This is a genomic window from Paraburkholderia sp. CI3 (genome assembly GCF_050436505.1).
GTDB lineage: Bacteria > Pseudomonadota > Gammaproteobacteria > Burkholderiales > Burkholderiaceae > Paraburkholderia > Paraburkholderia tuberum.
The window spans coordinates 3,358,209-3,384,036 of sequence record NZ_JBNDMI010000004.1; the positions used below are offsets into that span (position 1 = coordinate 3,358,209).

Sequence of the window (25,828 nt, forward strand, 5' to 3'; positions counted from 1 at the left end):
TATAACGACGGCCGCGCGCATATTACGCTGGAGGAGTTACATCTTGACGGGAGCGGAGACGCCGATCGTCGCGAGACCGTTGGCCAGCACCTGGCGCGTGGCCGCGAGCAGCGCGACGCGAGCGTTGCGTTCGGCCGCGTCGTCGACCAGCACGCGCTCGGCACGGTCATTGTAGAACGAGTGAAATTCGCCGGCGAGTTCGCGCAAGTAGAAGGCGACCGCGTGCGGCGCGAGTTCGTCGGCGGCGTGCTGCAGCATGTCCGGGAATTCGGCGAGCTTGTTGAGCAGCGCCATCGAGCGCTCGCTTGTCAGCGGCGCGAAGTCCACGCTTGCGAGCGCGTTCTCGTCCAGGCCGTAGCGCGCGTTGCACTCGGCGATCACCGAGCAGATGCGCGCGTGCGCATACTGCACATAGTGCACCGGATTCTCGTCGTTCTGCTTCAGCGCGAGGTCGATGTCGAACACGAACTCGGTGTCCGCCTTGCGCGAGATCAGGAAAAAGCGCACCGCGTCGCGGCCGCGGCGAATGGTTTCCTCGTCGATCAGATCGACGGCCGCTTCCGAGCCCGGCGTCGCGCCGCCCGACCATTCGATCAGGTCGCGCACCGTCACGTAGCTGCCCGCGCGCTTCGAGATCTTCACCTCCTCGCCGTTGCGCATGACCGTGACCATCTTGTGCAGGATGTAGTCGGGGTAGCCCTTCGGAATGCCGATGCCGAGACCCTGCAGACCTGCGCGCACGCGCGCGATCGTGCCGTGGTGATCCGAGCCCTGCACATTGATGACCTTGGTGAAGCCGCGCTCCCACTTCGCGACGTGATAGGCGACGTCCGGCACGAAGTACGTGTAGGTGCCGTCGGTCTTGCGCATCACGCGGTCTTTGTCGTCGCCGTGGTCGGTGGTGCGCAGCCACAGCGCACCTTCCTGCTCGTAGGTCTTGCCCGCGGCGATCAGCGCGTCGACCGTTTTCTCGACGCGGCCTTCCGTGTACAGCGACGATTCCAGGTAGTACTGGTCGAACTTCACGCCGAACGCCTGCAGGTCCATGTCCTGCTCGCGACGCAGATACGTGACCGCGAAGCGGCGGATCGCCTCGAGGTCCTCGACGTCGCGCGCGCCGGTGACGGGCTCGCCGTCGCTCGCCTCGACCGTGATGCCGTTCAGATAGTCTTTCGCGATGTCGGCGATGTACTCGCCGTTATAGGCCGACGCGGGCCAGCCTTCGTCGCCGGGGGCGAGGCCGCGTGCGCGTGCCTGGGTCGACAGGGCGAGCGTGTGGATCTGCACGCCGGCGTCGTTGTAGTAGAACTCGCGGTGCACGTCCCAGCCCTGCGACGCGAGCACGTTCGCGAGCGCGTCGCCGAGCGCGGCCTGGCGGCCGTGGCCGACGTGCAGCGGGCCGGTGGGGTTGGCCGACACGAACTCGATCAGCACGTGCTTGCCGGCGTCGCGCCGTGAGCGGCCGTACGCGTCCTTCTCGGCGAACACGGCGGCGATCACGCCTTGCTTGGCTGCGGCCGTGAGCCGCAGGTTGATGAAGCCGGGGCCCGCCACTTCGGCGGTGTCGATCAGGCCTTTGGCCTGCGGATTGACGAGCAGCGCATCGACGATCTGTTGCGCGAGCTGGCGCGGATTGGCGCGCAGCGGCTTGGCGAGCTGCATCGCGACGTTGCACGCGACGTCGCCGTGCGCGGCGACTTTCGGGCGCTCCAGCGCGATGGCGGGCGAGACGAAGGCGGCTTCCGTCGCGCCTTGGGTGGCGGTCGCGACCTGCTTCACCGTCTCGGCGAGCAGTGTTTCGAGTGTGTGTTTGTGTGCGGGCAGCATGCTTGTTGCGAGTCCAGTGAGGCAATCCGGTAAGGCGGAAGAGGCGCCGGCCGAGGCCGGTGTCGCAAGCGTTGAACGCGGCAGCGCTTTGCGGCGCCGATGGCTGCGCCGCCGGCAGACTGTCCCCCCAGGCGATGCGACGAGACGCAAGCAGCGCAACGCGGTGGACTCCGCTCGGCGGCCCGCCGGCACGCAGGCTCGCGCGGCATGCGGATCGCGGCCGATGGTTCGACGCCCCCGCTTGGCCCACGTGTGCGATGCTCGTCGAGCCTTGCCATACGTGGCGCTGGGCGGCGCGCTTTTCCGTTCAGACGGATTTTAGCAGGTGCTAATATGTTCAATGAGTTGCCCACGAGGGGCTGGGGCCGCCGCGGCTTGCCGGCGCCACGTCAGGCGCACGCTGTTGCAGCCCTTGGGACGCTCATGCGTTAACCCGACATAACGAAAAAGGGAACAGTCATGCTGATTACTTTCAAGTGCCACGCCTGCCCGGACGTGATGATGCTGGAGAATCTGGCGCAGTATCTGGTCGGCATTGTCGGCAAACGCCTTGGGCAGCGGGGCGTCATTACTCACGACGAACTGGGCCCGGCCATCGAGAAGCTCGAAGCGGCGATCACCTCCGACAAGCAGGAGCGCGCCGAGCACGAGGGCCATTTCCACGAGGGCGAAGACGGCCGCGATCGTCACGAGATTCCGCCCGGTCTCGCGCAGCGCGCGTATCCGTTCCTCGACATGCTGCGCGCGGCGCAGAAGGAAAACGCGGATATCGTCTGGGGGCTTTGATTTCTGCTGGGTCCCGAGCGCCGCGGCCCGGTCTCAGAAGGCCTTCATAAGCGCTTTTGGGGCGCACTCAAAGAAAGGAGCCCGCTTGACGCGGGCTCTTTGTCATTCAGAGGGCTTGTCCGCCTCGCCGCTCACTGGCTCGCGGGGGCCGCCGACGCTGCCGCGCCTTTCTTCATCTTTTGCTTCTTCGCCTTTTTGACATGCGCCTCGGTGGGGGGCGAGTAGGAGCTGACCGCGCTCGATCCGCCCGGCGCGGCGGGTTGTGCGAGCGCCACGGAAGCGCCCGCGGCCAGCGAAACAGCGGTCAATAACAGTGTCAGCTTCTTCATACGATTTTTCTCCGTTGACGGTTGCAATTTCGGTGAGCCGGCGCGTTGTGCTCGCGCCTGACGGGATGAAAGCCGACTCAGTCTACAAAGCCGAAATTGCCGTGGCGCCAAATATTCAGTCTTTCGGACTCGATATAGTCGCGCACGCGCGGCTCGGGCCGCACGGCCCGGCCACGTATCGCTTCACGCTCAAAGCAACGGCGCCAACGCGCGCTCGGCGTCCGCTTTCGTGAGCGACATCCGCTGCGCGTAGTCGTCGAGCTGATCCGCGCCGATCTTGCCGACCGAGAAATAGGTGCTGTCCGGATGCGCGAGGTAGAAGCCCGACACGCTCGCCGCCGGCAGCATCGCCAGCGATTCGGTCAGGCTCATGTTGATTTCGTTCGCCTGCAGCACGTCGAACATGTCGCGCTTGACGAGGTGGTCGGGGCAGGCCGGATAGCCTGGCGCCGGGCGGATGCCTCGGTATTTTTCGGCGATCAGCTCGTCGCTGGAGAGGTTTTCGCTGTTCGCGTAGCCCCACAGGTCGCGCCGCACACGCGCGTGCAACGCTTCGGCGAATGCTTCGGCGAGCCGGTCCGCGAGCGCCTTCAGCATGATCGCGCTGTAGTCGTCGAGATCCTTCTCGAACTGCCTCTCCTTCACGTCGACGCCAAGACCCGCCGTCACCGCGAACATGCCGATGTAGTCGGCGACGCCCGAGTCCTTCGGCGCGATGAAGTCGGCCAGCGAGCGGTTCGGCCGCATCACCCCGTCGACCACCGGCCGCACGCTCTGTTGACGCAGATTGCGCCACGTCAGCGCGACTTCGGTGCGCGATTCGTCCGTGTAGATTTCGATGTCGTCGTCGTTCACCGTGTTGGCCGGCAACAGCGTGATCACGCCGTTGGCCTGCAGCCAGCGGCCCTGAATCAGGCGCGCGAGCATCGACTTGCCGTCGGAGAACACGCGCCGCGCCGATTCGCCGACGATCTCGTCATTGAGAATCGCCGGATATGGGCCGGCGAGATCCCACGTCTGGAAGAACGGACCCCAGTCGATATAGTTCGCGAGCTCGTTCAGATCGAAGTTCTTGAACACGCGCCGGCCGATGAACTTCGGCTTGACCGGCTGATAGCCTGCCCAGTCGATCTTCGTCTTATTGGCGCGCGCTTGCGCGAGCGTGACCATCGGCTGTGCTTTTTTGTTCGCATGCTGATCGCGGATGCGGTTGTAGTCGGCGTTCAGTTCGTCGATGTACTTCGCGGCGCCCTCGTCGGACAGCAGGCTCGAGGCGACCGATACCGAGCGCGACGCGTCCGGGACGTAGACCACCGGCCCGTCGTAGTGCGGAGAGATCTTCACCGCCGTGTGCACACGCGAGGTCGTCGCGCCGCCGATCAGGAGCGGAATCTTCTTGACGCGGAAGTAGTCGTCGCGCTGCATTTCCGATGCGACGTAGGCCATTTCTTCGAGACTCGGCGTAATCAGGCCCGACAGCCCGATGATGTCCGCGCCCTCGACCTTCGCCTTCGCGAGGATCTCGCTGCACGGGACCATCACGCCCATGTTGACCACTTCGAAGTTGTTGCACTGGAGCACGACCGACACGATGTTCTTGCCGATGTCGTGCACGTCGCCCTTCACGGTCGCGATGACGATCTTGCCCTTGGCGCGCACGTCGCCGCCGGCCGCCGCGAGCTGGCGCTTTTCTTCCTCGATGAACGGGATCAGATGCGCGACCGCCTGCTTCATTACGCGCGCCGACTTCACGACCTGCGGCAGGAACATCTTGCCCTGGCCGAACAGGTCGCCGACGATGTTCATGCCGTCCATCAGCGGACCTTCGATCACGTTGATCGGACGGCCGCCTGCAGCGGCGATCTTCGCGCGCACTTCCTCGGTGTCTTCGACGATGAACGTGGTGATGCCGCTCACGAGCGCATGCGCGAGACGCTTCTCGACCGGCTGCTTGCGCCACTCGAGGTTCTCTTCCTTCTTCGCGGCGCCGCTTTTGAACTTGTCGGCGATTTCGAGCAGGCGGTCGGTGCCGTCTTGACGGCGATTCAGCACGACGTCTTCGACGAGCTCGCGCAGTTCGGGATCGAGTTCGGCATACACGCCGAGCTGGCCCGCGTTGACGATGCCCATGTCCATCCCCGCCTGGATCGCGTGATAGAGGAACACGGTGTGAATCGCCTCGCGCACCGGATCGTTGCCGCGGAACGAGAACGACACGTTCGACACGCCGCCGCTCACCTTCGCGTACGGCAGGTTCTGCTTGATCCAGCGGGTCGCCTCGATGAAGTCGACCGCATAGTTGTTGTGTTCCTCGATGCCGGTCGCGATCGCAAAGATGTTCGGATCGAAGATGATGTCCTCGGGCGGAAAGCCGACTTCGTTGACGAGCACGTCGTACGAGCGCTTGCAAATCCCGGTCTTGCGCTGGAACGTATCGGCCTGGCCCTGTTCGTCGAACGCCATCACGACCGCAGCCGCGCCATAGCGGCGAATCAGCTTCGCATGATGAACGAACGCTTCCTTGCCTTCCTTCAGCGAGATCGAGTTGACGATCGCCTTGCCCTGCACGCACTTGAGACCCGCCTCGATCACGTCCCACTTCGACGAGTCGATCATGATCGGCACGCGCGCGATGTCCGGCTCCGACGCGATCAGATTCATGAAGCGGACCATTGCCGCTTTCGAATCGAGCATCGCCTCGTCCATGTTGATGTCGATTACCTGCGCGCCGTTCTCGACCTGGTGGCGCGCGACGGCCAATGCTTCGTCGAACTGATTGTTCAGGATCATTCGCGCGAACGCTTTCGAGCCGGTCACATTGGTGCGTTCGCCAACGTTGATGAAGAGCGTCCCGGACGTGACGTTGAACGGCTCGAGGCCGGCAAGGCGCATGGTGTGATCGGTCATGGCGTGTGTGCGAGTCGGGTGCGTGCGTTAAGGGACGTGCAGGACGTGCAGGGCGTCGGGGCGAAGTGTTGCAGGCGGGCTCAGGCGGCGTCGCGATACTGGCTCGGCCACTTGCGCGGCTTCAGCTCGGCCAGCGCCTTCGCGATCGCCGCGATGTGCTCGGGCGTCGTGCCGCAGCAGCCGCCGGCGATGTTCACGAGCCCCGCTTCGGCGAATTCCTTCAGCAGGCCAGAGGTATCCGCGGGCAATTCGTCGAAGCCGGTGTCGCTCATCGGGTTCGGCAGGCCGGCGTTCGGATAGCACGACACGTAGGTGTCGCACAGCTTCGCGAGCTCGGCGATGTACGGACGCATCAGCGCCGCGCCGAGCGCGCAGTTCAGGCCGAACGTGAGCGGCTTCGCGTGACGCAGCGAGTTCCAGAAGGCCTCGACGGTCTGGCCCGACAGAATGCGGCCCGACGCATCGGTGACGGTGCCCGAGATCATGATCGGCAGACGCTCGCCGGTGTTTTCGAACAGCTCGTCGAGCGCGAACAGTGCGGCCTTCGCATTCAGCGTGTCGAAGATCGTTTCGACGAGGAACAGGTCCGCGCCGCCGTCGAGCAGCGCTTTCGCCTGCTCGTAGTACGCGGCGCGCAGTTCGTCGAAGGTCACGTTGCGCGCGCCCGGATCGTTGACGTCCGGCGAAATGCTGGCGGTTTTCGGCGTCGGGCCGATCGCGCCGGCGACGAAGCGCGGCTTGTCCGGCGTTGCGTATTTGTCGCACGCGGCGCGCGCGAGCTTCGCCGATTCGATGTTCATCTCGACGGCGAGCGATTCCATGCCGTAGTCGGCCTGCGCGACCGTGGTCGCGCCGAACGTGTTGGTCTCGATGATGTCCGCGCCCGCCGCGAGATACTGCTCGTGAATCTCGGCGATGATCTGCGGCTGGGTGATCGACAGCAGTTCGTTGTTGCCCTTGATGTCGCGCGTGTAGTCCTTGAAGCGCTCGCCGCGATAGCTGGCTTCGTCGAGCTTGTAGCGCTGGATCATCGTGCCCATCGCGCCGTCCAGAATCAGGATGCGCGAGTTCAGCAGCGCGGGCAGCGCTGCGCCGCGGGTGTAGGCGGGCTCCGAACGGACTGGCGTGATGGATTGAGCAGGCTGGGTCATGGCGGACGAGGGCTTGCGCCGGCGTTGGCGGAAAGCCTGTCATTGTAGCCGCAGCCGGGCGGATGCGCCCGCCGCGGAGGAGAGTGCGAGGCGCGGCCGGCAAAATCGACCGATACGAACGCGCCGCGCCGGGAATTCAGAAACGCGCTAACAAACGATGCAATAAAAAACGGCCCGGCAAGCCAAAGCCTGCCGGGCCGTTTCGCTGCCGCCGACCGCTTGATGGAACCCGCCGGCAAAGCCGCGCGGTGCGGTCGATCGATGTCGCCAGAGCGCCAGCTGAACACCTCCGGTCAATGCAGGACCACTGGTTGATGCATCAGACTGTCGAATTGACCGAGGAATTCATCAACCTCGTCGAGCGTCGGCTCGCCTTCGATCAGCTTTTGCACATGCTCGCGAAAACGCGCCGCCATTGCCCCGTCGATGTAGATTTCGCGCTGCATGTTCTTGTCGACAATCTCGTAGCCGCCCGACTTCATGGCAAGCAGACCTTCCTGCGGAGGAAACTCGACGACACAGTAGTTAGGGCTGTTATAGATCATTTGCATGGCGACACTCCTTATTTCCGTTGGGCTCCTGCCCTTTTCTGCACCGTAGGTGGAGCATGTGGGATGGAATTCAAGGGGTGGGTCCGGACGACGCAAGTAAAAACTCCGGACCTGATGGTTAGACTCGCCGCTCCAGAAACGATTCAAGCAAGGCGGCAAAACGGTGTGATTGCTCGATTGGCGCGAGATGCGCGGCGTCCAGCAACTCGAAGCGGGCGTCCTCGATCGCCTCCGCTATTGCCTGCGTAGCAGCAGGGGGCGTGCCAGTGTCGTGACGTCCGGCCACCGTCAGCGTCGGCGAGCGGATTGCGCCGTGCTGGCCGCGAAGGTCGAAATCGCGCAGTGCCTCGCAGGCCATCGCAAAACCTTCCGGCGAGGTGCGCGCAAATGTCTCACGGATCGGCTCGACCGCTTCGGGATGGCCGGCCTGAAAGTCGGGCGTGAGCCAACGCGCGATCGTCGACGGTAACAGCGCCTCCATGCCGTCGCTGCGCGCGGTGTGGGCGCGCTGATTCCACAACTCACGGTTCTCGGGCGGAGTGCCGCCGGTGCTGTCCGCAATCGTCAGCGTGTCGATGCGCGATGGATGGTCGAGCGCGAACTGCTGCGCAATCATGCCGCCGAGCGACAGGCCGACCAGGTGCGTCGTCCGCGCGCCGAGGGCATCGAGCAGTTTGGCGAGATCGTCGGCCAGATCGCGCATGGCGAACGGCTCGCGCGCAACCGCGCTGTGGCCGTGGCCGCGCACGTCGTAGCGCAGCACCGTGTAATCGTCGCGGAAATAGCCTGCCATCTGATCCCAGATGGAAAGATCGCCGCCCAACTGATGGATGAACGTGAGCCACGGGCCGCCGCCTTCGTTGCTCAGCACGTAGCGTGTGTCGATACCGTTGATGTTCACTTGCATGTGGACTCCTTTGAAGGAAACGCAGTGAAAAAGCGCGGTGGGTCGCCTCGTTCGCGCGAACGGGGCTCCATTGACGTGCGAGTCAGCGTTCCAAAGGAAGTTTCGCCGATCTCGTGCGGATTTGCTCGTGACACTCTGTCACGAAACCTGTCACGGTTTGATGATGGTCGGAGCGGTCGAATCGACCGGTGCAGTTGGGGCGGCCTCGGGTGTTACTGCCGATGCGTGGGCCGGAGCTGGCGCCGGCGTTGCAGGGCCCGTGGCAGCGGGGGCTGCGGGTGCAGCAGGCGTGGCCGGCGCGCCACCATTGCCGCGGTGATCCGGCGACGTGCCATCGACATTCAGCGTGCCGCGCCACACCAGTTCGAACTGGGTACCGTTCGGCTCCGTCTGCAGGATGCGCGCCGGCAGCCAGCCAAGGGACGGGGCGAGCCACACATCGACGCGGCGCTGGTCGCCATCGTGGCGCGGCAGACGTTTGAAGTGACGCGTCTCCAGATAGCCTTGCGCGGCGCGGATCGTTTCGTCGCCGATCGTCTCGATCGGCCAATTCTCCCCGCTATCGGTATCGACGACGAAAAACTGTCGCGTCACGCCAGGCTTATAGGCGTCAGGATCGCCGCGCACGAGGCTCGCGAGCTGCATCACGACACTGAAGCGATCCTGCGCGCCGTCGGGCAACGGCAACGAGGCGGGCGTGCGCGTAAAGCCAACCTTCTTGTCGTTGCGATTGAAGATCGCGATGTCTTCGGCGCGACGGCCACGCTTTTCGCTGTACTGCGCCGGCGCGAGGCCAAAGGCATCGATGCCGCCGTGGCTCGAAAACACGAACGGACCGACGAACGGCAGCGGCACTGATACGACCATTTCGTAGCCCTGCCCGTCGCTCGCCCAATGGATCGTGCCGGGCGCGTTGCGCACGCCGTTGTAGAACGTGTCGTAGTCGAGTTCGGCCGACGGCGGTACCGAAAACTTCACGCCCTGCGACGCTTGCGGCGCGCTGTCCGCGGCAGGGGCGCTCGCGACGGCGCCACTGGCATTCGCATGGGCCGATGCATTCGCGTTCGCGATGGCGGGTGGCGCGCTAGCCGCCACCTCCGATGCCGACGTGGCCGCGGGCTCGTTCGGTTTGGCCGGTTGCAACGCGGTCATCACATGCTGCTCGCGCGGCGGCCTCGCCGCGGGCTTGCGTGCAGGCGCGGGCGGATGCGGCGCCGGCACGGCGGGCTGTGGCGCGGGTTGACGCTCGACCCTTTCGGGCGTCAGCAGCACGACCTGCACCGGCACATGCTCGCGATTCGCCGGATTCAGATCCACGCGATTGCGCTCGAACCATTGCGCCGCGATCCAGTGCACAACCGCGACGGCCGCGAGGACGGCGATCCAGCGCCACGCGCGTGCGCCGCGTCCCGGCCCGCTACCAAAAGCGGGCAGGCGATCATGACGGCGGTTGGCGGAAGCAAAATCCATCGGCGCTTGAATCGGTGAGAGCGTGAAAGGATACGGTGCGTATCAACCGTTGTCACCACGCGGCGTCGCGCTATAGCCGAGTTCGTATGACAGCTTGCGCGCGCATTCGCGCAGCGCGGTATCGATCTCGCCGCCCCAGCGGATATCGAACGCGCCTTCATGGCCGAGCGCGACGAGACCGAGCGCGAGTTCGCCGGTCGAATCGAACACCGGCAACGAAAACGCGTGGATCGTCGGCAGCAGCATGCCTTCGACGCGCGCCGCCTCGTGCTCGCGCACCTCGGCGAGCACCTGGTCGACCTCTTCGCGGGTGCGTGGCGCGCCGCTATACGACGAGCGCCGCGAGTCGGCCAGCTCGCGCTCGAGCATCGCGGCGGTCTTGCCGGACGGCAGGTAGGCGGCGAACAGCAGACCGGTCGCCGAACTGAGCAAGGGCATCACGTCGCCGAGCTTCAGCGACGCCTTGGCCGGATAGCTCGACTCCATCCAGTGCACCATCGTCGGTCCCTGATTGCCCCACACCGCGATGCCGACGGTCAGGTCGAGCCGGTCGCGCAGTTCGGCGAGCGCGATGCGCGCGAGCTTCACACCGTCGACGCGAGCAAGCCGCGCGAGCCCCAGCTGCAAAGCGAAGCCGCCGAGTTCGTAGCGGCCCGACAGCGGGTCCTGCGCGACTACGCCGAGACGCAGAAAGCTGACCAGATAGCGATGCGCCTTCGCCGGACTCATGCCCGCGCGCTGCGCGAGATCGCGCAGCATCATCGCGCGCGGCTCGTGGGTCAGCACGTCGAGCAGCCTGAAACCGACCTCGATCGACTGGATGCCCGAGCGCAGTTTTTCTTCGCCGGGTTCGCCGGGTTCGTCGTCGGCGCCGGTTGCGTCGGTTGCATGGGCGGGATCGAGCAGATCGTCGGCGGACGCGGCGTCGGTGCGGGTGCGGATCGTGCCGGAGCGGGCGTTGGCGGACATGTGCAAAAGGCGCGGGCAGCGCGTTCGGTGATCGTAATGGAGACGGCTACGGTGACACGACGACGAACACGCAGATATTGGGCCGCGCCGATTCACCATCGTAGAATACATTCCTTCCATCGTCACTAATACACGGTTCACAGCTCTATGAAACTTGCCTCGCTGAAGGACGGCACGCGCGACGGTCAACTGATCGTCGTGTCCCGCGACCTGCACACGGCGGCCATCGCCGACGCGATCGCGCCCACGCTGCAGCGCGTGCTCGACGACTGGGCCTTCTACGCGCCGCAACTGCACGACCTTTACGATGCGCTGAACCAGGGCCGTGCGCGCAACAGCTTTTCATTCGACGCCAAAGAGTGCATGGCGCCGCTGCCGCGTGCGTTCCAGTGGGCCGACGGCTCGTCGTACGTGAACCACGTCGAGCTCGTGCGGCGCGCGCGCGGCGCGCAAATGCCGCCCGAATTCTGGACCGACCCACTGATGTACCAGGGCGGTAGCGACGACTTCATCGGCCCGCGCGACGACGTGGCGTGCGCATCGGAAGAGTACGGCATCGACTTCGAGGCCGAAGTCGCGGTCGTCACCGGCGATGTGCGGATGGGCGCGACGCCCGAGCAGGCCCTGCGCGGCGTGCGGCTGGTCATGCTCGTCAACGACGTGTCGCTGCGCAACCTGATCCCCGCCGAACTCGCGAAGGGCTTCGGCTTTTTCCAGAGCAAGCCGGCCACCTCATTCGCGCCGGTCGCCGTGACGCCCGACGAGCTCGGCGAACACTGGCGCGAAGGCCGCGTGCATCGGCCGATGATCGTCCACTGGAACGGCAGGAAGGTCGGCCAGGCCGACGCGGGCACCGATATGGTGTTTCACTTCGGTCAGCTGATCGCGCATGCCGCGAAAACGCGCAATCTGCGTGCTGGTGCCATCGTCGGTTCGGGCACGGTGTCGAACAAGGACGCGAAACGCGGCTACTGCTGTATCGCCGAGAAGCGCTGCCTCGAAACGATCGAGCACGGCGCGCCGCAAACGGAGTTCATGAAATACGGCGACACCGTGAGGATCGAAATGTTCGACGATGCGGGCAAGTCGATTTTCGGTGCGATCGAGCAGAGCATCGCGCCGCTCGAATGAAGCGCGGCGCTCACGCGGCAATGCTTTGACTCGGGCGGCACGCGCGAAAGGGTTTCGCCCGATGCCGCCACTTGCGCGCGCGGCTACACTGCGGCAAACATCACAACGAAAACCCCGACGTGAGGACAGCATGCCGCGATTGGACTTCTCCGCAGCTGGACGTCGGCGCGCTTGCGCGTCGCCCATTGAAGCGCGCACGAGCGCGCGTGGCTTGCCTCAACGTGGTCGGCGCTTCGCGCGGCGCGCCGCGACGCTGTGGGCCGCGCTTGCCTGCGCGTTGCCGCTGACATCGTTCGCGCAGGTGAAGATCGGTCTCGTGCTGTCGCTGACCGGGCCGGCCGCGTCGCTCGGCATTCCCGCGCGCGACACGGTCGCGCTGCTACCCAAACAGATCGGCGGGCAGAACGTCGAATACATCGTGCTCGACGATGCATCGGACACGACCCACGCCGTGCAGGACACCAGGAAGCTCATCAGCGAGAATCACGTCGACGCGATCATCGGCTCGTCGATCACGCCGAATTCGCTCGCGATGATCGACGTGGTCGCCGAGGGCGAAACGCCGATGATCTCGCTGGCGTCGTCCGCGAAAATCATCGAACCGGTCGACGCGAAACGTCGCTGGGTCTTCAAGACGCCGCAGACCGACGCGATGATGGCCTCGGCGATCGCCGAGCATGCGAGCGGACACGGCGTGAAGACGATCGCGTTCATCGGCCAGGCCGACGCGCTCGGCGAGACGTTCTACGCCGAGGTCGCGAAGTTCGCGCAGCTGCATCACATCGATGTGGTCGCGAGCGAGCGTTTCAATCGCACCGATCCGAGCGTGACCGGCCAGGTGCTGAAGATTCTCGCGACCCACCCCGACGCGGTAGTGGTCGGCGCGGCCGGCACGCCTGCCGCGTTGCCGCCGAAAATGCTGCGCGAGCGCGGCTACAAGGGCGTCATCTATCACAACCACGGCGTCGGCAATAACGACTTCCTGCGCGTGTGCGGCGCCGATTGCAACGGCACCTTCCTGCCCGCGAGCCCAGTGTTGGTCGCCGCGCAATTGCCGGCCGATCATCCGGCGAAGGGTCTCGCCCTCGATTACATCGCGCGCTTCGAGGCGCAGCACGGGGCGGGCAGCGTGTCGGCATTCGGTTCGTACACGTCGGACGCGGGCGCGTTGCTCGAGCATGCGATTCCGCTCGCGCTGAAAGCCGGCGCGCCCGGCACGCCGCCGTTTCGCCGCGCGCTGCGCGACGCGCTCGAAGGAACACGCGGTCTCGCGGACACCAATGGCGTCGTCAACATGAGCGCGGCCGATCATCTCGGGCTCGATCAGCGCGCCCGCGTGATGGTCGAAATCACCAATGGCAAGTGGCTTTATCAGCCGCATTGAACGGGTCGCGGCGTTCCGCGCGCGACTGAACGAATCTCCTCCGGACTGCTCACCATGCCTCAGCCATCGCAACCGAACGACGCGTACTACGCGCACTACCAGTCGCTGCGTTTGCAGCGTCATCCGCATGGCGTGCTCGAAGTCGTGATGAGCGGCGAGGGCGCGAATAAAAGCGGCCTCGCGACCGCGAACGCACGCATGCATTACGAGCTCGCGGAAATCTGGCGCGATATCGATCGCGATCCCGATACGCGCGTCGCGATCATTCGCGGCGAGGGTAAAGGCTTTTCGGCCGGCGGCGATCTGCAGCTCGTCGAGGACATGGCGAACGATTTTGAGGTGCGCACGCGTGTGTGGCGCGAAGCGCGCGATCTCGTCTACAACGTGATCAACTGCGGCAAGCCGATCGTGTCGGCGATGCACGGGCCGGCGGTCGGCGCGGGGCTCGTCGCGGGGCTGCTCGCCGATATCTCGATCGCGGCGAAGACGGCCCGCATCATCGACGGACACACGCGCCTCGGCGTCGCCGCGGGCGATCATGCAGCGATCGTCTGGCCGCTCCTGTGCGGCATGGCGAAGGCGAAGTACTACCTGCTGCTGTGCGAGCCGGTGAGCGGCGAGGAGGCGGAGCGCATCGGGCTCGTGTCGCTGGCCCTCGACGAAAGCGATCTGCTGCCGAAGGCGTTCGAAGTCGCGCGCAAGCTGGCCGACGGTTCGCAGACCGCCATCCGCTGGACCAAGTACGCGTTGAACAACTGGCTGCGCACGGCGGGGCCGGCGTTCGATACGTCGCTCGCGCTGGAATTCATGGGCTTCGCGGGACCCGACGTGCGCGAGGGCCTGAGCTCGTTGCGCGAGCGGCGCGCGCCCGATTTTGGCGCGGGCGGTCCACGTAACGACCAACGATCGTGATGTCATACCCCACACGGTATGATCGAATCGACGCGCGCGGCATCGCGCGCTCCACCTATCATCCAGCACCGAGGCGACAACCATGACCGACACCACTGGCTCCGCGCCGCCCTTTCCCGGCTTCCCCGGTTTTCCGCCCGCTGAAATGCTCGATCGCATGTGGAGCATGATTCGGCTGTCGCCGTTCGGCGCCGCCATGACGGGCGCGCAGCCGGGTGGGGGCACGAGTCCGTCGCTGTCGATGATGTCCGACATGATGGCGCCGCTCACGAGCGTCGAGGAGCTCGACAAGCGCATCACCGACATGCGCGCGGTCGAGCAATGGCTGAAGCTGAATCTGAGCATGCTGCAGTCGGCGATCCAGGCGCTCGAAGTGCAACGTGCGACGCTCGCGACGCTGCGCGCGTTCGGCGCGTTCGCGCAATCGTCGATGTCGCAGGCGGCGGCTGCTGCGTCGGGTGCCGCCGCGAGTGGCGCGCCGAACACCGCCCCGAGCCCCGCCCCGGCGCCGCGCTGGACGAAGCCGGCCGAGCCCAGGCCCGAAAGCGCCACGCAGGCCGACAGCGACGAAGAGGAAGCGCCTGCGGCGCCCGGCTTCGATGCGTCCGCGTGGTGGAATCTGCTGCAATCGCAGTTCAACCAGATCGCGCAGTTCGCGATGACGCAGCCGTCCGTCGCGGTCGCCGCGGCGGGCGGGGGCACGCAGGGCAAGCCGGAACCGTCGAAGGCCGCGGATGCGTCGGGCGCCGATGCGTCGGGCGCCGCCGCCCAAAACGCGAAGCCCGCCGTCAAACGGCCGGCGGCGAAGCGCGCCGCGCCGTCGGCCAAACGCGCGGCCGGAACGAGCGCGGCAACGCCGAAAAAGTCGACGTGAGCCGGACGGCGCGCCGGGAATCAGTGGCCGATGATGAAGGCGACTGATCGGCTGCGTTTCTCCCTATTCCAGCGCCCGCGGTTTCCGCCCGCGCGAATCGCCGACTTTATTGAGAGAAGTCAATACCACAGTGCGCTCGCGCCGCTTCTGTCACGGGTTTCGTGGGAGGCGCGTGCTATCATTGTGTAAGCTTGATCTGGCTTTGGGGCGTGCGCCGAAAACGACCAATCCCGCCGCCCTCGCGTCATGCGCCGCCGGCGCTACCGGGGCAGGGCGGGACGGTGCGGTTGTCGACCCAGACTGGCTCGACCTCAGGCAAAGGGTATCCCTCCCCCACGGTTGGCCGCGGCGCCTGATTCACGCTTCAGGCGCCAATACAAAAGCCCGGACTTCTTTGCTGCCTGATGCTTCTGGGCGGCTGATTAACGCGTAAAATTGAATGCTTGGCCGATAAACGGCACGTCCGCTCGTCGTAGGTAAAAACGGCTACACGTAGCAGCAACAGACACACACAGTATGTGCAGAACAGGGGTGGGACTATGAACACCATGCTTTACCCGGAACTTTATAAATCGCTCGAATCCGTTCGATGGGACATGGAGAAGGACATTCCCTGGGACAAATTCGATGCATCGCTGTTGACCGACGAGCAGGCGGCGACGATCAAGATGAACGCGATTACCGAATGGTCGGCGTTGCCCGCCACGGAAATGTTTCTGCGTGACAATCATCACGACAGCGATTTCTCCGCATTCATGAGCGTGTGGTTCTTCGAGGAGCAGAAGCACTCGCTGGTGCTGATGGAATACCTGCGCCGCTTCAAGCCGGAACTGGTCCCGACCGAAGAGGAACTGCACGCAGTGCGCTTCGAGTTCGATCCCGCACCGCCGCTGGAAACGCTGATGTTGCACTTCTGCGGCGAAATCCGCCTGAATCACTGGTATCGCCGCGCCGCCGAATGGCATACCGAGCCAGTCATCAAGCACATCTACGAAACTATCTCGCGAGACGAAGCGCGCCACGGCGGCGCGTATCTGCGCTACATGAAGAAGGCGATGGCGCAAACCGGCGACATCGCGCGTGCCGCGTTCGCGAAGATCGGCGTGCTGATGGCGTCGGCGCGTCGCACCGAAAAGCCGCTGCACCCCACCAACCTGCACGTGAACCAGGCGCTGTTCCCGCGCGACACGATCCAGTCGCGTCTGCCGGATCCGGAATGGCTCGAGCGCTGGCTCGACGAGCAGATCCGTTTCGACGACGGCTGGGAAAAGAAGGTCATCGAGCGCATTCTGCACAACCTGTCGCTGCTGTTCGAACGCACGTTCAACACCGCGCAGGAACTGAACCGTTATCGCAAGGAAGTGGTCGCGCGTCTGCAAGCTGCTGAACAAAACCCGGCGCAGCAGCAGCCGGCGTAACGACTCAGGCGTTTCAGCACCGTATCAAACGGCGGTCCGGCAAGCGTGAGCTTGCCGGACCGTTTTGCTTCGGGCCGACCAGCGTGTATCGTGACGGCACCTGGCATTCCTGTTCCCGTCACGCCCCAACTCCCTAATTCCCCAACTCTGTGACCGTGCGATGACCGCCATCTTTGAACGCAAGATTCTGACGCGCGATGCCCTGGTGAAGCTTCGTCCTTCGCTGCGCGCGCCCGTCGTGTTGACGAACGGCGTGTTCGATATCCTGCATCGTGGTCACGTGACCTATCTGGCCGACGCAAAGGCGCTGGGCGCGTGCCTGATCGTTGGTGTCAATAGCGACGCGTCGGTGCGGATGCTCGGCAAAGGCGACGACCGGCCGATCAACAACGAGGCCGACCGCATGGCCTTGCTAGCGGCGCTGGAAAGCGTCGATTACGTGGTGGGCTTCGGCGAGAAGACGCCGGTCGAGCTGATTTCCGCGCTGCGCCCGGACGTGCTCGTGAAGGGCGGCGACTACGACATGGACGCGCTGCCCGAATCGGCGCTCGTGCGCGGTTGGGGCGGCAAGGCGCTCGCGATTGCGTTCGAGCACGATCGCTCGACGACCGCGCTGTTGAAGAAGGTGCGGACGCAGGGTTGATGCCGCCCGTTGCCGCAAAAGGCGCGGCGCACTGCTGAACTTCTAACCGAACGCGTCGCTCACCTGATTACTGCGGCAACTCCGATGTCGAAATCGGCGCCTGCGGCGCGGGTCCGCCGACCACCGCCTGGTCGGCCGCATCGGCGGCGCTGACCGGCCGCACCTTCAGCCAGTCCGGATGAATCTGGCGGTTCAGATGATTCGGCTCGCGTCCGCTCGCGGTGGGTGTGGGGCCGAAGGCGCCAAGCAGCGCGACGAAAGCCAGCACGTTGACAACAATCAGAATGGCGATCGGCCAGCGAAGCATTGTGGGTGTTTCCAATTCAGAAAGAAGTTGAGCCTGGGGCGTGCGGGAAAAACTCGGGTTCGGAAAATGGGCGGCGAATTGCGCGCAACTCAGGCGCAGGTTCTACACGTACATCACGCGCCGCCCGGTCGTGAATCGAACGCTAGCCACGGCAGGCAATCAGCCGCTTTGCCGCGCCGTATCCTCGGCTGCGATCAGCGCAAGCCCTGACAGCACCAGCGAATCGTGGCGAGTATGCGGCACTTTCAGGGCGCTCGCCACTTCGTCGGCGGCGCCGCCGCTGACTACGAGACGCACCGGCACCTGCCACTCATCCTGCAGGTCCCGCCACATCCGCTCGATCAATCCGGCCTGCGCCAGCGTGCAGCCCGCCGACAGCGAGCGCGGCGTATCCGTTGCGAAGAACGGCCCGCGACGGCCCGCGCCGGTGGTATCGGCGGCGTCGAGCAGGCCGCGCGCGCGCGCGGCGTCGAGCGTCGGCAGTTGCGCGGTGTGCTCACCGAGCGAGCGCATCATCAGCGTCCAGCCCGGCGCAATCAATCCGCCGATAAACGCGCCATCGGCGCGCAAGGCCTCGAGCGTCGTCGCGGTGCCGAAGGTCGCGAGCAGCAGATGCTCGCCGGGAAAGGTCGCGTGCGCGCCGATCATGCCAGCCCAGCGGTCGCTGCCGAGCGAGTCCGGTGTCGTGTAGCAATTGGTCACGCCGCATCGACGGGCACTTGCGCGGATCGTCGCGAGCGGCAGTCGCGGCCAGTGCGCGTCGACGAGCGCCGCGATGTGCGTCGCGACCTCCGCGCCCGCGACGTTGGAGAGCCACGCGCCGCATGGCGCCGGCCAGTCAGTCCAACCGGCTTGCGCACCCGACCGCGCGCGTGGCCCGGCAAGGTCGTCATGCGCGAGCGCGCCGCTCGCCAACTGCGTCCCATCGGGCTGCACCAGCGCCCACTTGATCCGGCTATTGCCCGCGTCGATCAGCAGATATGGCGCGCGCTGACTCATGCGACACCGTGGGCGAGGCGCAGCGACACGTCGCCGGTCGCGATGCTCTGGCGGCCCTCAGCCGTATCGAGCAGCAACTGGCCACGCTCGTCAACGCCCGCCGCCACGCCGCGCGCGAGCTCCTGGCCTTGTTCGAGCAGCACGACGTCGCGGCCCGCGTAAGCATGCACCGCGTTCCAGCGCGGCTGGAACGGCGCGAAGCCTTCGGCGCCGAAGCGCTGCAGCATCGGTTCGAGCGCGTTCAATTCGGCTGCCAGCGTATCGGTCAGATTCGCGTTCGGCAGCGCGCGTTGCAACGCGGTCGGCACGGTGCCGAGCGCCTGCGGCGGTACCTCGGCGTTCAGCGCGCCCACCTTCGCCGCGAGTTCGTCGGCGCCTTTCACGTTGGTGCCGATGCCGATCACGACCGCGCTCGCGTCGTCGGTGCTCCACGCGGTTTCGATCAGGATGCCGGCGAGCTTGTCGCCTTCGAGCAGCACGTCGTTCGGCCACTTCAGCGCGATCTGTCCGGGACCCGCGACCGGCAGCGAGCGCAGCCCGTCGACGAGCGCGACGCCCACCGCGAGACTCAAGCCCCCGAGCCCTTCGAGCGGTCGCGGCAAGACGCACGCGACCGAAAACAGCAGCGCGTTGCCGGGCTCCGCGTACCACGGCCGCCCACGGCGGCCGCGCCCGGCGGTCTGCAGATACGCGACGCGCACGATCGGCCGCGGCAGCGCGTTCGCGCGGCGCGGCAGGGCTTTCACGTGGGTCATCAAGTCGGCGTTGGTCGAGCCGGTTTCTTCGACGATTTCGATCGGCCAGTCATGCGCATGCGCGCCGAACAGCTTGACCGCGCGTTCGCGATCGATGCGCCAGTCGGTCGAAGCCGACGACGAGGCTGGTGCCGCGCTTGTCGCTGCGGACGGGGAGGCGGGAGTCTTGGAGGCATTCATGTCCCATATTGTAGCCACAGCGACTCCGCCCGGGACTCGAATGCGCAGCGGTGAACGGCGACGCCGATCGATGTGCATCAGTGCGGACCGGCGGCCGAGCCTTCGTTACAATGGCCGCTAATCCGATAACCAGATTCACGCGATCCTTGAACAATGACACTCCGCCCGGCCTTGAAGTCGCGGCCGGCAGCCAAGGCAAGATCGTCCGTCTCTCGGGCCAGTGGACGGCGCTCGCGCTCGCGCGCGATCGCGACACCGGGCACGTGATTCCGCAACTGGTTTCGCTGACCGGCGCGCAGGGCATCGGCGAGTGGGACCTGTCGCGCGTCGACAGGATGGACCACGTCGGCGGCCAGGCGCTGTGGCGCGTGTGGGGCCGCAAGATGCCGCCCGGCACCGCGCTCACCGACACGCAGCGCGACATCTTCGAGCGCATCGCGCTGCTCGACACGGTGCGCGAGAGCGCAGAGCCGGTCACGCGCCTCGATCCGTTCACGCGGCTCGGCCTCAGCCTCTTCTCGTTCGTCGAGCATATGCAGGGCGGCGTCACGATGCTCGGGCGCGTGGTGCTCGATCTGCTCGCGATCGTGCGCAAGCCGAAACTCACGCCGTGGACCGAAATCTCCGCGAACATTTACAACGCCGGCGCTCGCGCGCTGCCGATCACCGCGCTGGTCGCGTTCCTGATCGGCATCGTGTTGAGCTATCTGTCGGCACAGCAATTGCGCGTGTTTGGCGCGAACCAGTTCATCGTCAATATTCTCGGCCTCGCGGTGATTCGTGAACTCGGCCCGGTGCTGTCGGCGATTCTGGTGGCGGGCCGCTCGGGCTCGGCGATCACCGCGCAGATCGGCGTGATGCGCGTGACCGAGGAGCTCGACGCGATGCGCGTAATGGGCATCCCGCACGGCCTGCGGCTGATCCTGCCGCGCGTGATCGCACTGGCCGTCGCGATGCCGCTGCTCGTGATGTGGACCAACGTGGTCTCGTTGACGGGCGGCGCGCTCGCCGCGAAGCTCGTGCTCGGCATCGACATGAGCTTCTTCGCGCGCCAGCTGCCGAACGTCGTGCCGATCGCGAACCTGTGGATCGGGCTTGGCAAGGGCGCGGTATTCGGCATGCTGATCGCGATCGCCGGCTGTCATTTCGGCTTCCGTATCAAAGCCAATTCGCAGAGTCTCGGCGAAGGCACGACGACCTCGGTGGTCACGTCGATCACCATCGTGATTCTCGCGGACGCGGTGTTCGCGATCCTCTTTCAGAATGTGGGGCTAGGATGATCGCGCCACTCACCGAAGCCGTACGCGGCCAACCCGTACCGTCGATCGCCGAGCCGGTGATCGAGGTGATCGACATCACCAAGCGCTACGGCCGCAACATCGTGCATCAGCATCTGAGCCTCGACGTGCGGCGCGGCGAGATCGTGTCGATCGTCGGCGGCTCGGGCTCGGGCAAAACCACGCTGGTGCGGCAGATTCTCGGCCTCGAGCGCCCGTCGAGGGGCACGATCAAGCTGTTCGGCGAAGACCTCGCAACGATCTCGCCCGACACCGCGCTGCTGATGCGCAGCCGCTCCGGCATGCTGTTCCAGCGCGGCGCGCTGTTCTCGTCGCTGTCGGTGTTCGACAACGTCGCGCAACCGGTGCGCGAGCTCGGCAAGGTGCCCGAAGACCTGCTGCGCGACATCGTGATGCTGAAGCTCGAAATGGTCGGGCTGCCGTGCAAGCACGCGTCGAAGATGCCATCGGCGCTGTCGGGCGGCATGATCAAGCGGGTTGGCATCGCGCGCGCGATCGCGCTCGAACCCGAACTGCTGTTCCTCGACGAACCGACCGCCGGCCTCGACCCGGAGGCGTCCGACGAATTCGTCGAGCTGATCTCGGGGCTGCATCGCGCGCTCGGTCTGACGGTCGTGATGATCACGCACGATCTCGATACGATGGTCGCACTGTCGACACGCGTGGCCGTGCTGGCCGATCGCAAAGTGCTCGTCAACGCGCCGGTCGAGGAGGCCGCGGGCGTCGACCATCCGTTCATCCACGAATATTTCCTCGGCCTGCGCGGGCGCCGCGCGCTGCAGGCGCTGCCGCCGGAGCGCCGCGCGAAGCTGCCGCCGGCGGCGCTCGAGCCGGCGTCGTCCGAGTTGCCGCTATGAGGCCGGCCGCCATGAACCAGGCCGCTATGAACCAGGGAAACTGACAATGGAAAACAAAGCGCATGCGTTCTGGGCCGGGCTCTTCACGGTCGTGCTGACGGCGGCGATCGCGCTGGCGGCGTATCTGTTCAACGTCGACCGCACCGTGCGGGTGCCGTACGACCTGATCGCGCGCACCAGCGTGAACGGCCTCTTTGCGGACGCGGCGGTGCGCTTTCGCGGGCTCGACGTCGGCCGTGTGCAGTCGATCAAGTTCGATCCGACACATCCGGGGGAGATCCTGATCCGCATCATGGTCGACGAGCACGCGCCGATCACGCATTCGACGTTCGGCAGCCTCGGCTTGCAGGGCGTGACCGGCATCGCGTTCATCCAGCTCGACGATACCGGGCGCGATCTGACCCCGCTGCCGTCGTCAGCCCAAAAGGTCGCACAATTGCCGATGCGCCCGGGTCTGTTCGACCAGTTGCAGCGACGCGGCGACGTGCTGCTGCGCAAGCTCGAAAAAGTCACCGACAACTTGAACAACATGCTGTCGCCGGAAATGGTCGCGCAGCTGCACGACACGGCGGCGAGCATCGCGCAGGCGGCCTCGGGCGTCGCGACGCTGACTCGTGAGATGGCGCCCGTCGCCAGCAAGCTGCCCGGCACGGTCGACCAACTGAACCACACGCTCGCGTCGACCAACCAGATGATCACGAACCTGAACCGTCCGGACGGGCCCCTCGAGCGCAATCTGAACAAGGTCGGCACGGCCGCGCAGCAGGCGGGCGATGCGCTCACGCAGATGAACACGTCGCTACAGGACCTGTCCGCGCAGGTCGGCTTCGAGACGCTGCCGCGCGTCGATTCGCTGACCGAGGACGCGCGCGCGGCGGCGCAATCGATCGACCGCGCCGCCGACACCTTCAACACCAATCCGCGCAGCGTGCTGTTCGGCGCGCCGCGCCCGGCGCCGGGTCCGGGCGAGGCCGGCTTCGCGTGGCCCGCCGCCGCCGCGCCGGCAGCTCACTAAATCCGCAGGCTAGAACAGAGGAAGATGCCCATGTCACGCTCGATTCACCGACTGTTGTCCTCGCGCGCCGCGTTCGCGGCGCTGCTCGCGTTCGGCGTGCTGGCGGCGGGCTGCGCGGGCACGTCCGCGGTGGTGTCGGACGTCCGCTACGACTTCGGACCACCGCCGCAGGCCGCCGCGGCGAGCCGGCTGCCGGCCGTCAAGGTGCTGCAGGTCAGCGCGCCGTCCGTGCTCGAATCCGACCGGATGACTTATCGGCTGAGCTACGCCGACGCGCAGCAGACGGCCGCCTACGCCAACAGCCACTGGACGATGATGCCGTCGCAACTGCTGACGCAGCGCCTGCGCAACGCGCTGAGCGAGCGCGGCACCGTGCTGACGGGCGCGGACGGCGTGAGCGCGCCGGTGCTGCGGGTCGATCTGACCGAGTTCGAGCAGGTGTTCGACAGCCAGACGGACAGCCACGGCGCGATCATCGCGCGCGCGACGCTGATGCAGGGCGGCAAGGTGATCGGCCAGCAGACCTTCGTCGCGCACGCGCCCGCGCATTCGGCGGATGCGGCCGGCGGCGCGCGGGCGCTCGCCGCGGCCAGCGACGACCTCGTCGCGCAGATCACCACGTGGCTCGGCTCGCAGGCGCTGGTCGCCGCGCAATGACGGGCGGGCAGCGCACGCAACGGAGCGCTGCATGAGCGAACGCCCCTGGCTGCGCCGCCCGTCGACGCTGGCCCGTCAGGCGCTGCTGCTTTACACGGCGCTGATCGTCTACGGGTCGTGGTATCCGTTCTCGGGCTGGCGCTCGCTCGGCATCACGCCGTTCGCCTATCTGTTCGATCCGATGCCGCAGTACCTGACGGCGTTCGACGTCGTCACCAACGTGCTCGGCTATATGCCGTTCGGCGCGCTGGTGGTGCTCGCGGTGTACCCGCGTTGGCGCGGCACGCTGGCCGTCGCGCTCGCGTTCGTGTTGGGCGGTCTGCTGTCAGGCACGATGGAAGCCGTGCAGACCTATCTGCCGATACGCGTCGCCTCCAATCTCGATCTCGCCGCCAACACGCTGGGCGCGCTCGTCGGCGCGGCGGTGATGTCGCCGTTGACCGGCGCGCTGCTCGACCGCGGCCTGCTCAGGCGTTTGCGGTTGCTGTGGTTCGAGCGCGGCCATGCGACGCTCGCGTGCCTCGTCGCCGCGTGGCCGTTTGCGACGATGTATCCGTCGCCGCGTCTGTTCGGTCTCGGCAACTGGCCGCGCGCGCTGTGGCTGAGCGTCGATCCGGCTACCCAGGACGCGCTGCTCGCGTGGACGCCGTCCGCGTGGCATGTCGGCGCATGGCCGGCGGCGGCCGCCGCGTGGCTGGACGACGACACATGGGAAGCGCTGATTACGGCGCTGAACCTGTTCGCGGCGCTCGCGCTTGCATCGCTGCCGGCGCGCCGTCATGCGCCACGCGTGCGCCTGCTGTTCGTGTTCATCGTCGCGACCTTGTGCGTGAAGGCCGGCGCGACGTTCCTGCAATCGCAATCGGGCCTCGCGTTCGACTGGGCGACGCCCGGCGCGCTAATCGGACTCGTGTGCGGCACCGTCGCGGCGCTCGTCGCGCTGCCGCTGCGGCGGCGGTTGCGTGCGACGCTCGCCGGGGTCGCGCTGGTCGTCGCACTCGTGTTCGTCAATCTGCTGCCGGTGAACCCGTATTTCGACGCCGTGCTCGCCGACTGGCGGCAGGGACGCTATCTGCATTTCAACGGGCTCGCGCGCTGGCTCGCATGGATATGGCCCTATGCGGCGCTGGTGTGGCTCGCTTTCGCGGTCGAGCGGGCGTGGCTCAAGCGGCGCGCGAGGCGGGCGTGACGTGCTTGCGCGCCGGCCGCCAGACCCCGACGCCTGCACAGCCCGGCCGCTATAATCGTCCGCACCGCCATTGCACTTCCTTTCAGGCTCGCCTCCCGAACATCATGGATTCCTTCTACAAGCACCACGTTTTCTTCTGTCTGAATCAACGCGACCCCGGCGCCGAGCGTCCGAGCTGCGCGAACTGCAACGCACAGGCGATGCAGGAATACGCGAAACAACGCGTGAAGCAACTCGGCCTCGCCGGGCCCGGCCAGGTGCGCATCAACAAGGCCGGCTGCCTCGATCGCTGCGAACTGGGCCCGACGCTCGTCGTGTATCCCGAGGCGGTCTGGTACACCTACGTCGACGAGAGCGACATCGACGAGATCGTCGAATCGCATCTTGCGAACGGCAAGATCGTCGAGCGTCTGAAGATCGATCAATAACGCGAACCACAAAACGATCCATCGCGATGAACGTCAACACGAAGAAGTATCTGATCGACGGCCCGGTCGGCAAGATCGAGGTCGCGCTGGACCTGCCCGACGGCGTGCGCGAAAAAGGCGCCGCGCCACGCGGCATCGCGCTCGTCGCGCATCCGCATCCGCTGTTTGGCGGCACGATGGACAACAAGGTCGCGCAGACCCTCGCGCGCACGCTCGTGCAGCTGAACTACGTCACTTACCGGTCGAATTTCCGCGGCGTCGGCCAGACCCAGGGCGAGCACGACGCGGGCGTCGGCGAGCGCGACGATCTGCGCGCGGTGCTCGAGCACATGCGCGCAGATCCGGACTACGGCGATCTGCCGCTCGTATTGGCGGGCTTTTCGTTCGGCACTGTGGTGCTGTCGCACGTCGCGGCGAAGCTGCGCGATGAAGGCCGGGAAATCGAGCGCATCGTGTTCGTCGGTACCGCGGCGAGCCGCTGGGACGTCGCACCCGTGCCCGAAAGCACACTCGTGATCCACGGCGAAGTCGACGAGACCGTTCCCGTCCAGTCCGTATTCGACTGGGCGCGGCCGCAGGAACTGCCGGTCGTCGTGATTCCGGGCGCCGAGCACTTTCTGCATCGCAAGCTTCACATCCTGAAGCGGATCATCGTCGACGCCTGGCGCTGAAAACGCGCGACGCGCATTTTGCGGGGGACAGGTGCGCGCAAACGTGTGCAAATCGACGACACGCGCGCGAAGCTGACCAGGTAGCGCGCGTATAATGGGCGCTCTTTTTTTGGGCACAGCGCCGCCCAGCCGGCAGAATCGCGCGCCGCGGAATCATTTCGCGGGAGGGCGCGGCCGGGTGCGCAGCGCTGCGCTCGCGAACCGATTGCGTCG

24 protein-coding genes and 1 pseudogene are annotated in these 25,828 nt (G+C 66.1%); 14 read left to right on the plus strand and 11 right to left on the minus strand.

Features of this window, described 5'->3' with window-relative positions:
- Positions 1-36 precede the first annotated feature (36 nt).
- Positions 37-1,827: an arginine--tRNA ligase gene (gene argS, locus OKW29_RS36885; RefSeq protein WP_429294408.1), complete on the minus strand. Its 1,791-nt coding sequence runs from the start codon at positions 1,825-1,827 to the stop codon at positions 37-39.
- Positions 1,828-2,286: 459 nt separating this feature from the next.
- Between argS and OKW29_RS36890 the strand changes: the two genes are divergently transcribed.
- Positions 2,287-2,613 carry a DUF1840 domain-containing protein gene (locus OKW29_RS36890; protein WP_018419249.1) on the plus strand — a complete coding sequence of 109 codons (327 nt, stop codon included), beginning with the start codon at positions 2,287-2,289 and terminating at the stop codon, positions 2,611-2,613.
- A 131-nt stretch (positions 2,614-2,744) separates the two neighbouring features.
- Here the strand turns inward: OKW29_RS36890 and OKW29_RS36895 are convergent, their stop codons facing one another.
- The 7 genes and pseudogenes from OKW29_RS36895 to OKW29_RS36925 all read right to left on the minus strand — a co-directional run bounded on the left by OKW29_RS36895 (position 2,745) and on the right by OKW29_RS36925 (position 10,897).
- Positions 2,745-2,942: a hypothetical protein gene (locus OKW29_RS36895; RefSeq protein WP_018419250.1), complete on the minus strand. Its 198-nt coding sequence runs from the start codon at positions 2,940-2,942 to the stop codon at positions 2,745-2,747.
- Between the two features lie 189 nt (positions 2,943-3,131).
- A pseudogene (gene metH / locus OKW29_RS36900) lies at positions 3,132-5,861 on the minus strand (methionine synthase); the annotation flags it as partial.
- Positions 5,862-5,929: 68 nt separating this feature from the next.
- Positions 5,930-7,000: a homocysteine S-methyltransferase family protein gene (locus OKW29_RS36905; protein ID WP_429294409.1), complete on the minus strand. Its 1,071-nt coding sequence runs from the start codon at positions 6,998-7,000 to the stop codon at positions 5,930-5,932.
- 293 nt (positions 7,001-7,293) lie between these two features.
- Positions 7,294-7,551, minus strand: a complete 258-nt coding sequence (locus tag OKW29_RS36910; RefSeq protein WP_062125693.1) for a BTH_I0359 family protein — start codon at positions 7,549-7,551, stop codon at positions 7,294-7,296.
- Positions 7,552-7,669: 118 nt separating this feature from the next.
- Positions 7,670-8,458 carry an alpha/beta fold hydrolase gene (locus OKW29_RS36915; RefSeq protein ID WP_429294410.1) on the minus strand — a complete coding sequence of 263 codons (789 nt, stop codon included), beginning with the start codon at positions 8,456-8,458 and terminating at the stop codon, positions 7,670-7,672.
- 150 nt (positions 8,459-8,608) lie between these two features.
- Complete coding sequence (locus OKW29_RS36920) at positions 8,609-9,928, minus strand: DUF3108 domain-containing protein (protein ID WP_429294411.1); 1,320 nt, start codon at positions 9,926-9,928, stop codon at positions 8,609-8,611.
- Positions 9,929-9,970: 42 nt separating this feature from the next.
- On the minus strand, positions 9,971-10,897 hold the full coding sequence (locus OKW29_RS36925; protein ID WP_184026476.1) for an IclR family transcriptional regulator: 927 nt from the start codon (positions 10,895-10,897) through the stop codon (positions 9,971-9,973).
- Positions 10,898-11,044: 147 nt separating this feature from the next.
- Between OKW29_RS36925 and OKW29_RS36930 the strand changes: the two genes are divergently transcribed.
- The 6 genes from OKW29_RS36930 to rfaE2 all read left to right on the plus strand — a co-directional run bounded on the left by OKW29_RS36930 (position 11,045) and on the right by rfaE2 (position 17,259).
- Entirely contained in the window at positions 11,045-12,028 is a 984-nt protein-coding gene (locus OKW29_RS36930) for a fumarylacetoacetate hydrolase family protein (protein ID WP_429294412.1), read from the plus strand.
- Positions 12,029-12,158: 130 nt separating this feature from the next.
- Complete coding sequence (locus OKW29_RS36935) at positions 12,159-13,412, plus strand: ABC transporter substrate-binding protein (protein WP_429294413.1); 1,254 nt, start codon at positions 12,159-12,161, stop codon at positions 13,410-13,412.
- A 54-nt stretch (positions 13,413-13,466) separates the two neighbouring features.
- A complete protein-coding gene (locus OKW29_RS36940) occupies positions 13,467-14,324 on the plus strand; it encodes an enoyl-CoA hydratase/isomerase family protein (protein WP_429294414.1) in 858 nt (285 codons plus the stop codon).
- 82 nt (positions 14,325-14,406) lie between these two features.
- The gene (locus OKW29_RS36945) at positions 14,407-15,198 is read left to right on the plus strand and encodes a PhaM family polyhydroxyalkanoate granule multifunctional regulatory protein (protein ID WP_429294415.1); all 792 of its coding nucleotides are present in this window, start codon (positions 14,407-14,409) and stop codon (positions 15,196-15,198) included.
- Positions 15,199-15,737: 539 nt separating this feature from the next.
- On the plus strand, positions 15,738-16,616 hold the full coding sequence (locus OKW29_RS36950) for a ferritin-like domain-containing protein (protein WP_184026492.1): 879 nt from the start codon (positions 15,738-15,740) through the stop codon (positions 16,614-16,616).
- Positions 16,617-16,776: 160 nt separating this feature from the next.
- Positions 16,777-17,259, plus strand: a complete 483-nt coding sequence (rfaE2, locus tag OKW29_RS36955) for a D-glycero-beta-D-manno-heptose 1-phosphate adenylyltransferase (protein WP_429294416.1) — start codon at positions 16,777-16,779, stop codon at positions 17,257-17,259.
- A 67-nt stretch (positions 17,260-17,326) separates the two neighbouring features.
- Here rfaE2 and OKW29_RS36960 read toward each other — a convergent pair whose 3' ends face one another.
- From OKW29_RS36960 to OKW29_RS36970, 3 genes are all read right to left on the minus strand, one after another.
- Entirely contained in the window at positions 17,327-17,566 is a 240-nt protein-coding gene (locus tag OKW29_RS36960; protein ID WP_090802818.1) for a hypothetical protein, read from the minus strand.
- A 159-nt stretch (positions 17,567-17,725) separates the two neighbouring features.
- The gene (locus tag OKW29_RS36965) at positions 17,726-18,565 is read right to left on the minus strand and encodes a type III pantothenate kinase (protein ID WP_429294417.1); all 840 of its coding nucleotides are present in this window, start codon (positions 18,563-18,565) and stop codon (positions 17,726-17,728) included.
- Positions 18,562-19,500, minus strand: a complete 939-nt coding sequence (locus tag OKW29_RS36970; RefSeq protein ID WP_090802821.1) for a biotin--[acetyl-CoA-carboxylase] ligase — start codon at positions 19,498-19,500, stop codon at positions 18,562-18,564. Before OKW29_RS36970 ends, OKW29_RS36965 begins: the two co-directional genes overlap by 4 nt.
- Before the next feature lie 146 nt (positions 19,501-19,646).
- On the opposite strand from OKW29_RS36970, the gene OKW29_RS36975 reads away from it, so the two are divergent.
- From OKW29_RS36975 to OKW29_RS37005, 7 genes are all read left to right on the plus strand, one after another.
- Positions 19,647-20,780: an MlaE family ABC transporter permease gene (locus tag OKW29_RS36975; RefSeq protein ID WP_429294418.1), complete on the plus strand. Its 1,134-nt coding sequence runs from the start codon at positions 19,647-19,649 to the stop codon at positions 20,778-20,780.
- Complete coding sequence (locus OKW29_RS36980) at positions 20,777-21,655, plus strand: ABC transporter ATP-binding protein (RefSeq protein WP_184002655.1); 879 nt, start codon at positions 20,777-20,779, stop codon at positions 21,653-21,655. Before OKW29_RS36975 ends, OKW29_RS36980 begins: the two co-directional genes overlap by 4 nt.
- Before the next feature lie 46 nt (positions 21,656-21,701).
- Complete coding sequence (locus tag OKW29_RS36985; RefSeq protein WP_429294419.1) at positions 21,702-22,670, plus strand: MlaD family protein; 969 nt, start codon at positions 21,702-21,704, stop codon at positions 22,668-22,670.
- Positions 22,671-22,700: 30 nt separating this feature from the next.
- Entirely contained in the window at positions 22,701-23,327 is a 627-nt protein-coding gene (locus OKW29_RS36990; protein ID WP_429294420.1) for an ABC-type transport auxiliary lipoprotein family protein, read from the plus strand.
- A 31-nt stretch (positions 23,328-23,358) separates the two neighbouring features.
- On the plus strand, positions 23,359-24,516 hold the full coding sequence (locus tag OKW29_RS36995) for a VanZ family protein (RefSeq protein WP_429294421.1): 1,158 nt from the start codon (positions 23,359-23,361) through the stop codon (positions 24,514-24,516).
- Positions 24,517-24,620: 104 nt separating this feature from the next.
- Positions 24,621-24,944, plus strand: a complete 324-nt coding sequence (locus OKW29_RS37000) for a (2Fe-2S) ferredoxin domain-containing protein (RefSeq protein WP_090802831.1) — start codon at positions 24,621-24,623, stop codon at positions 24,942-24,944.
- Between the two features lie 26 nt (positions 24,945-24,970).
- Positions 24,971-25,615, plus strand: coding sequence for an alpha/beta hydrolase (locus OKW29_RS37005; protein WP_090802833.1), 645 nt, complete (start codon positions 24,971-24,973; stop codon positions 25,613-25,615).
- Positions 25,616-25,828: the final 213 nt, after the last annotated feature.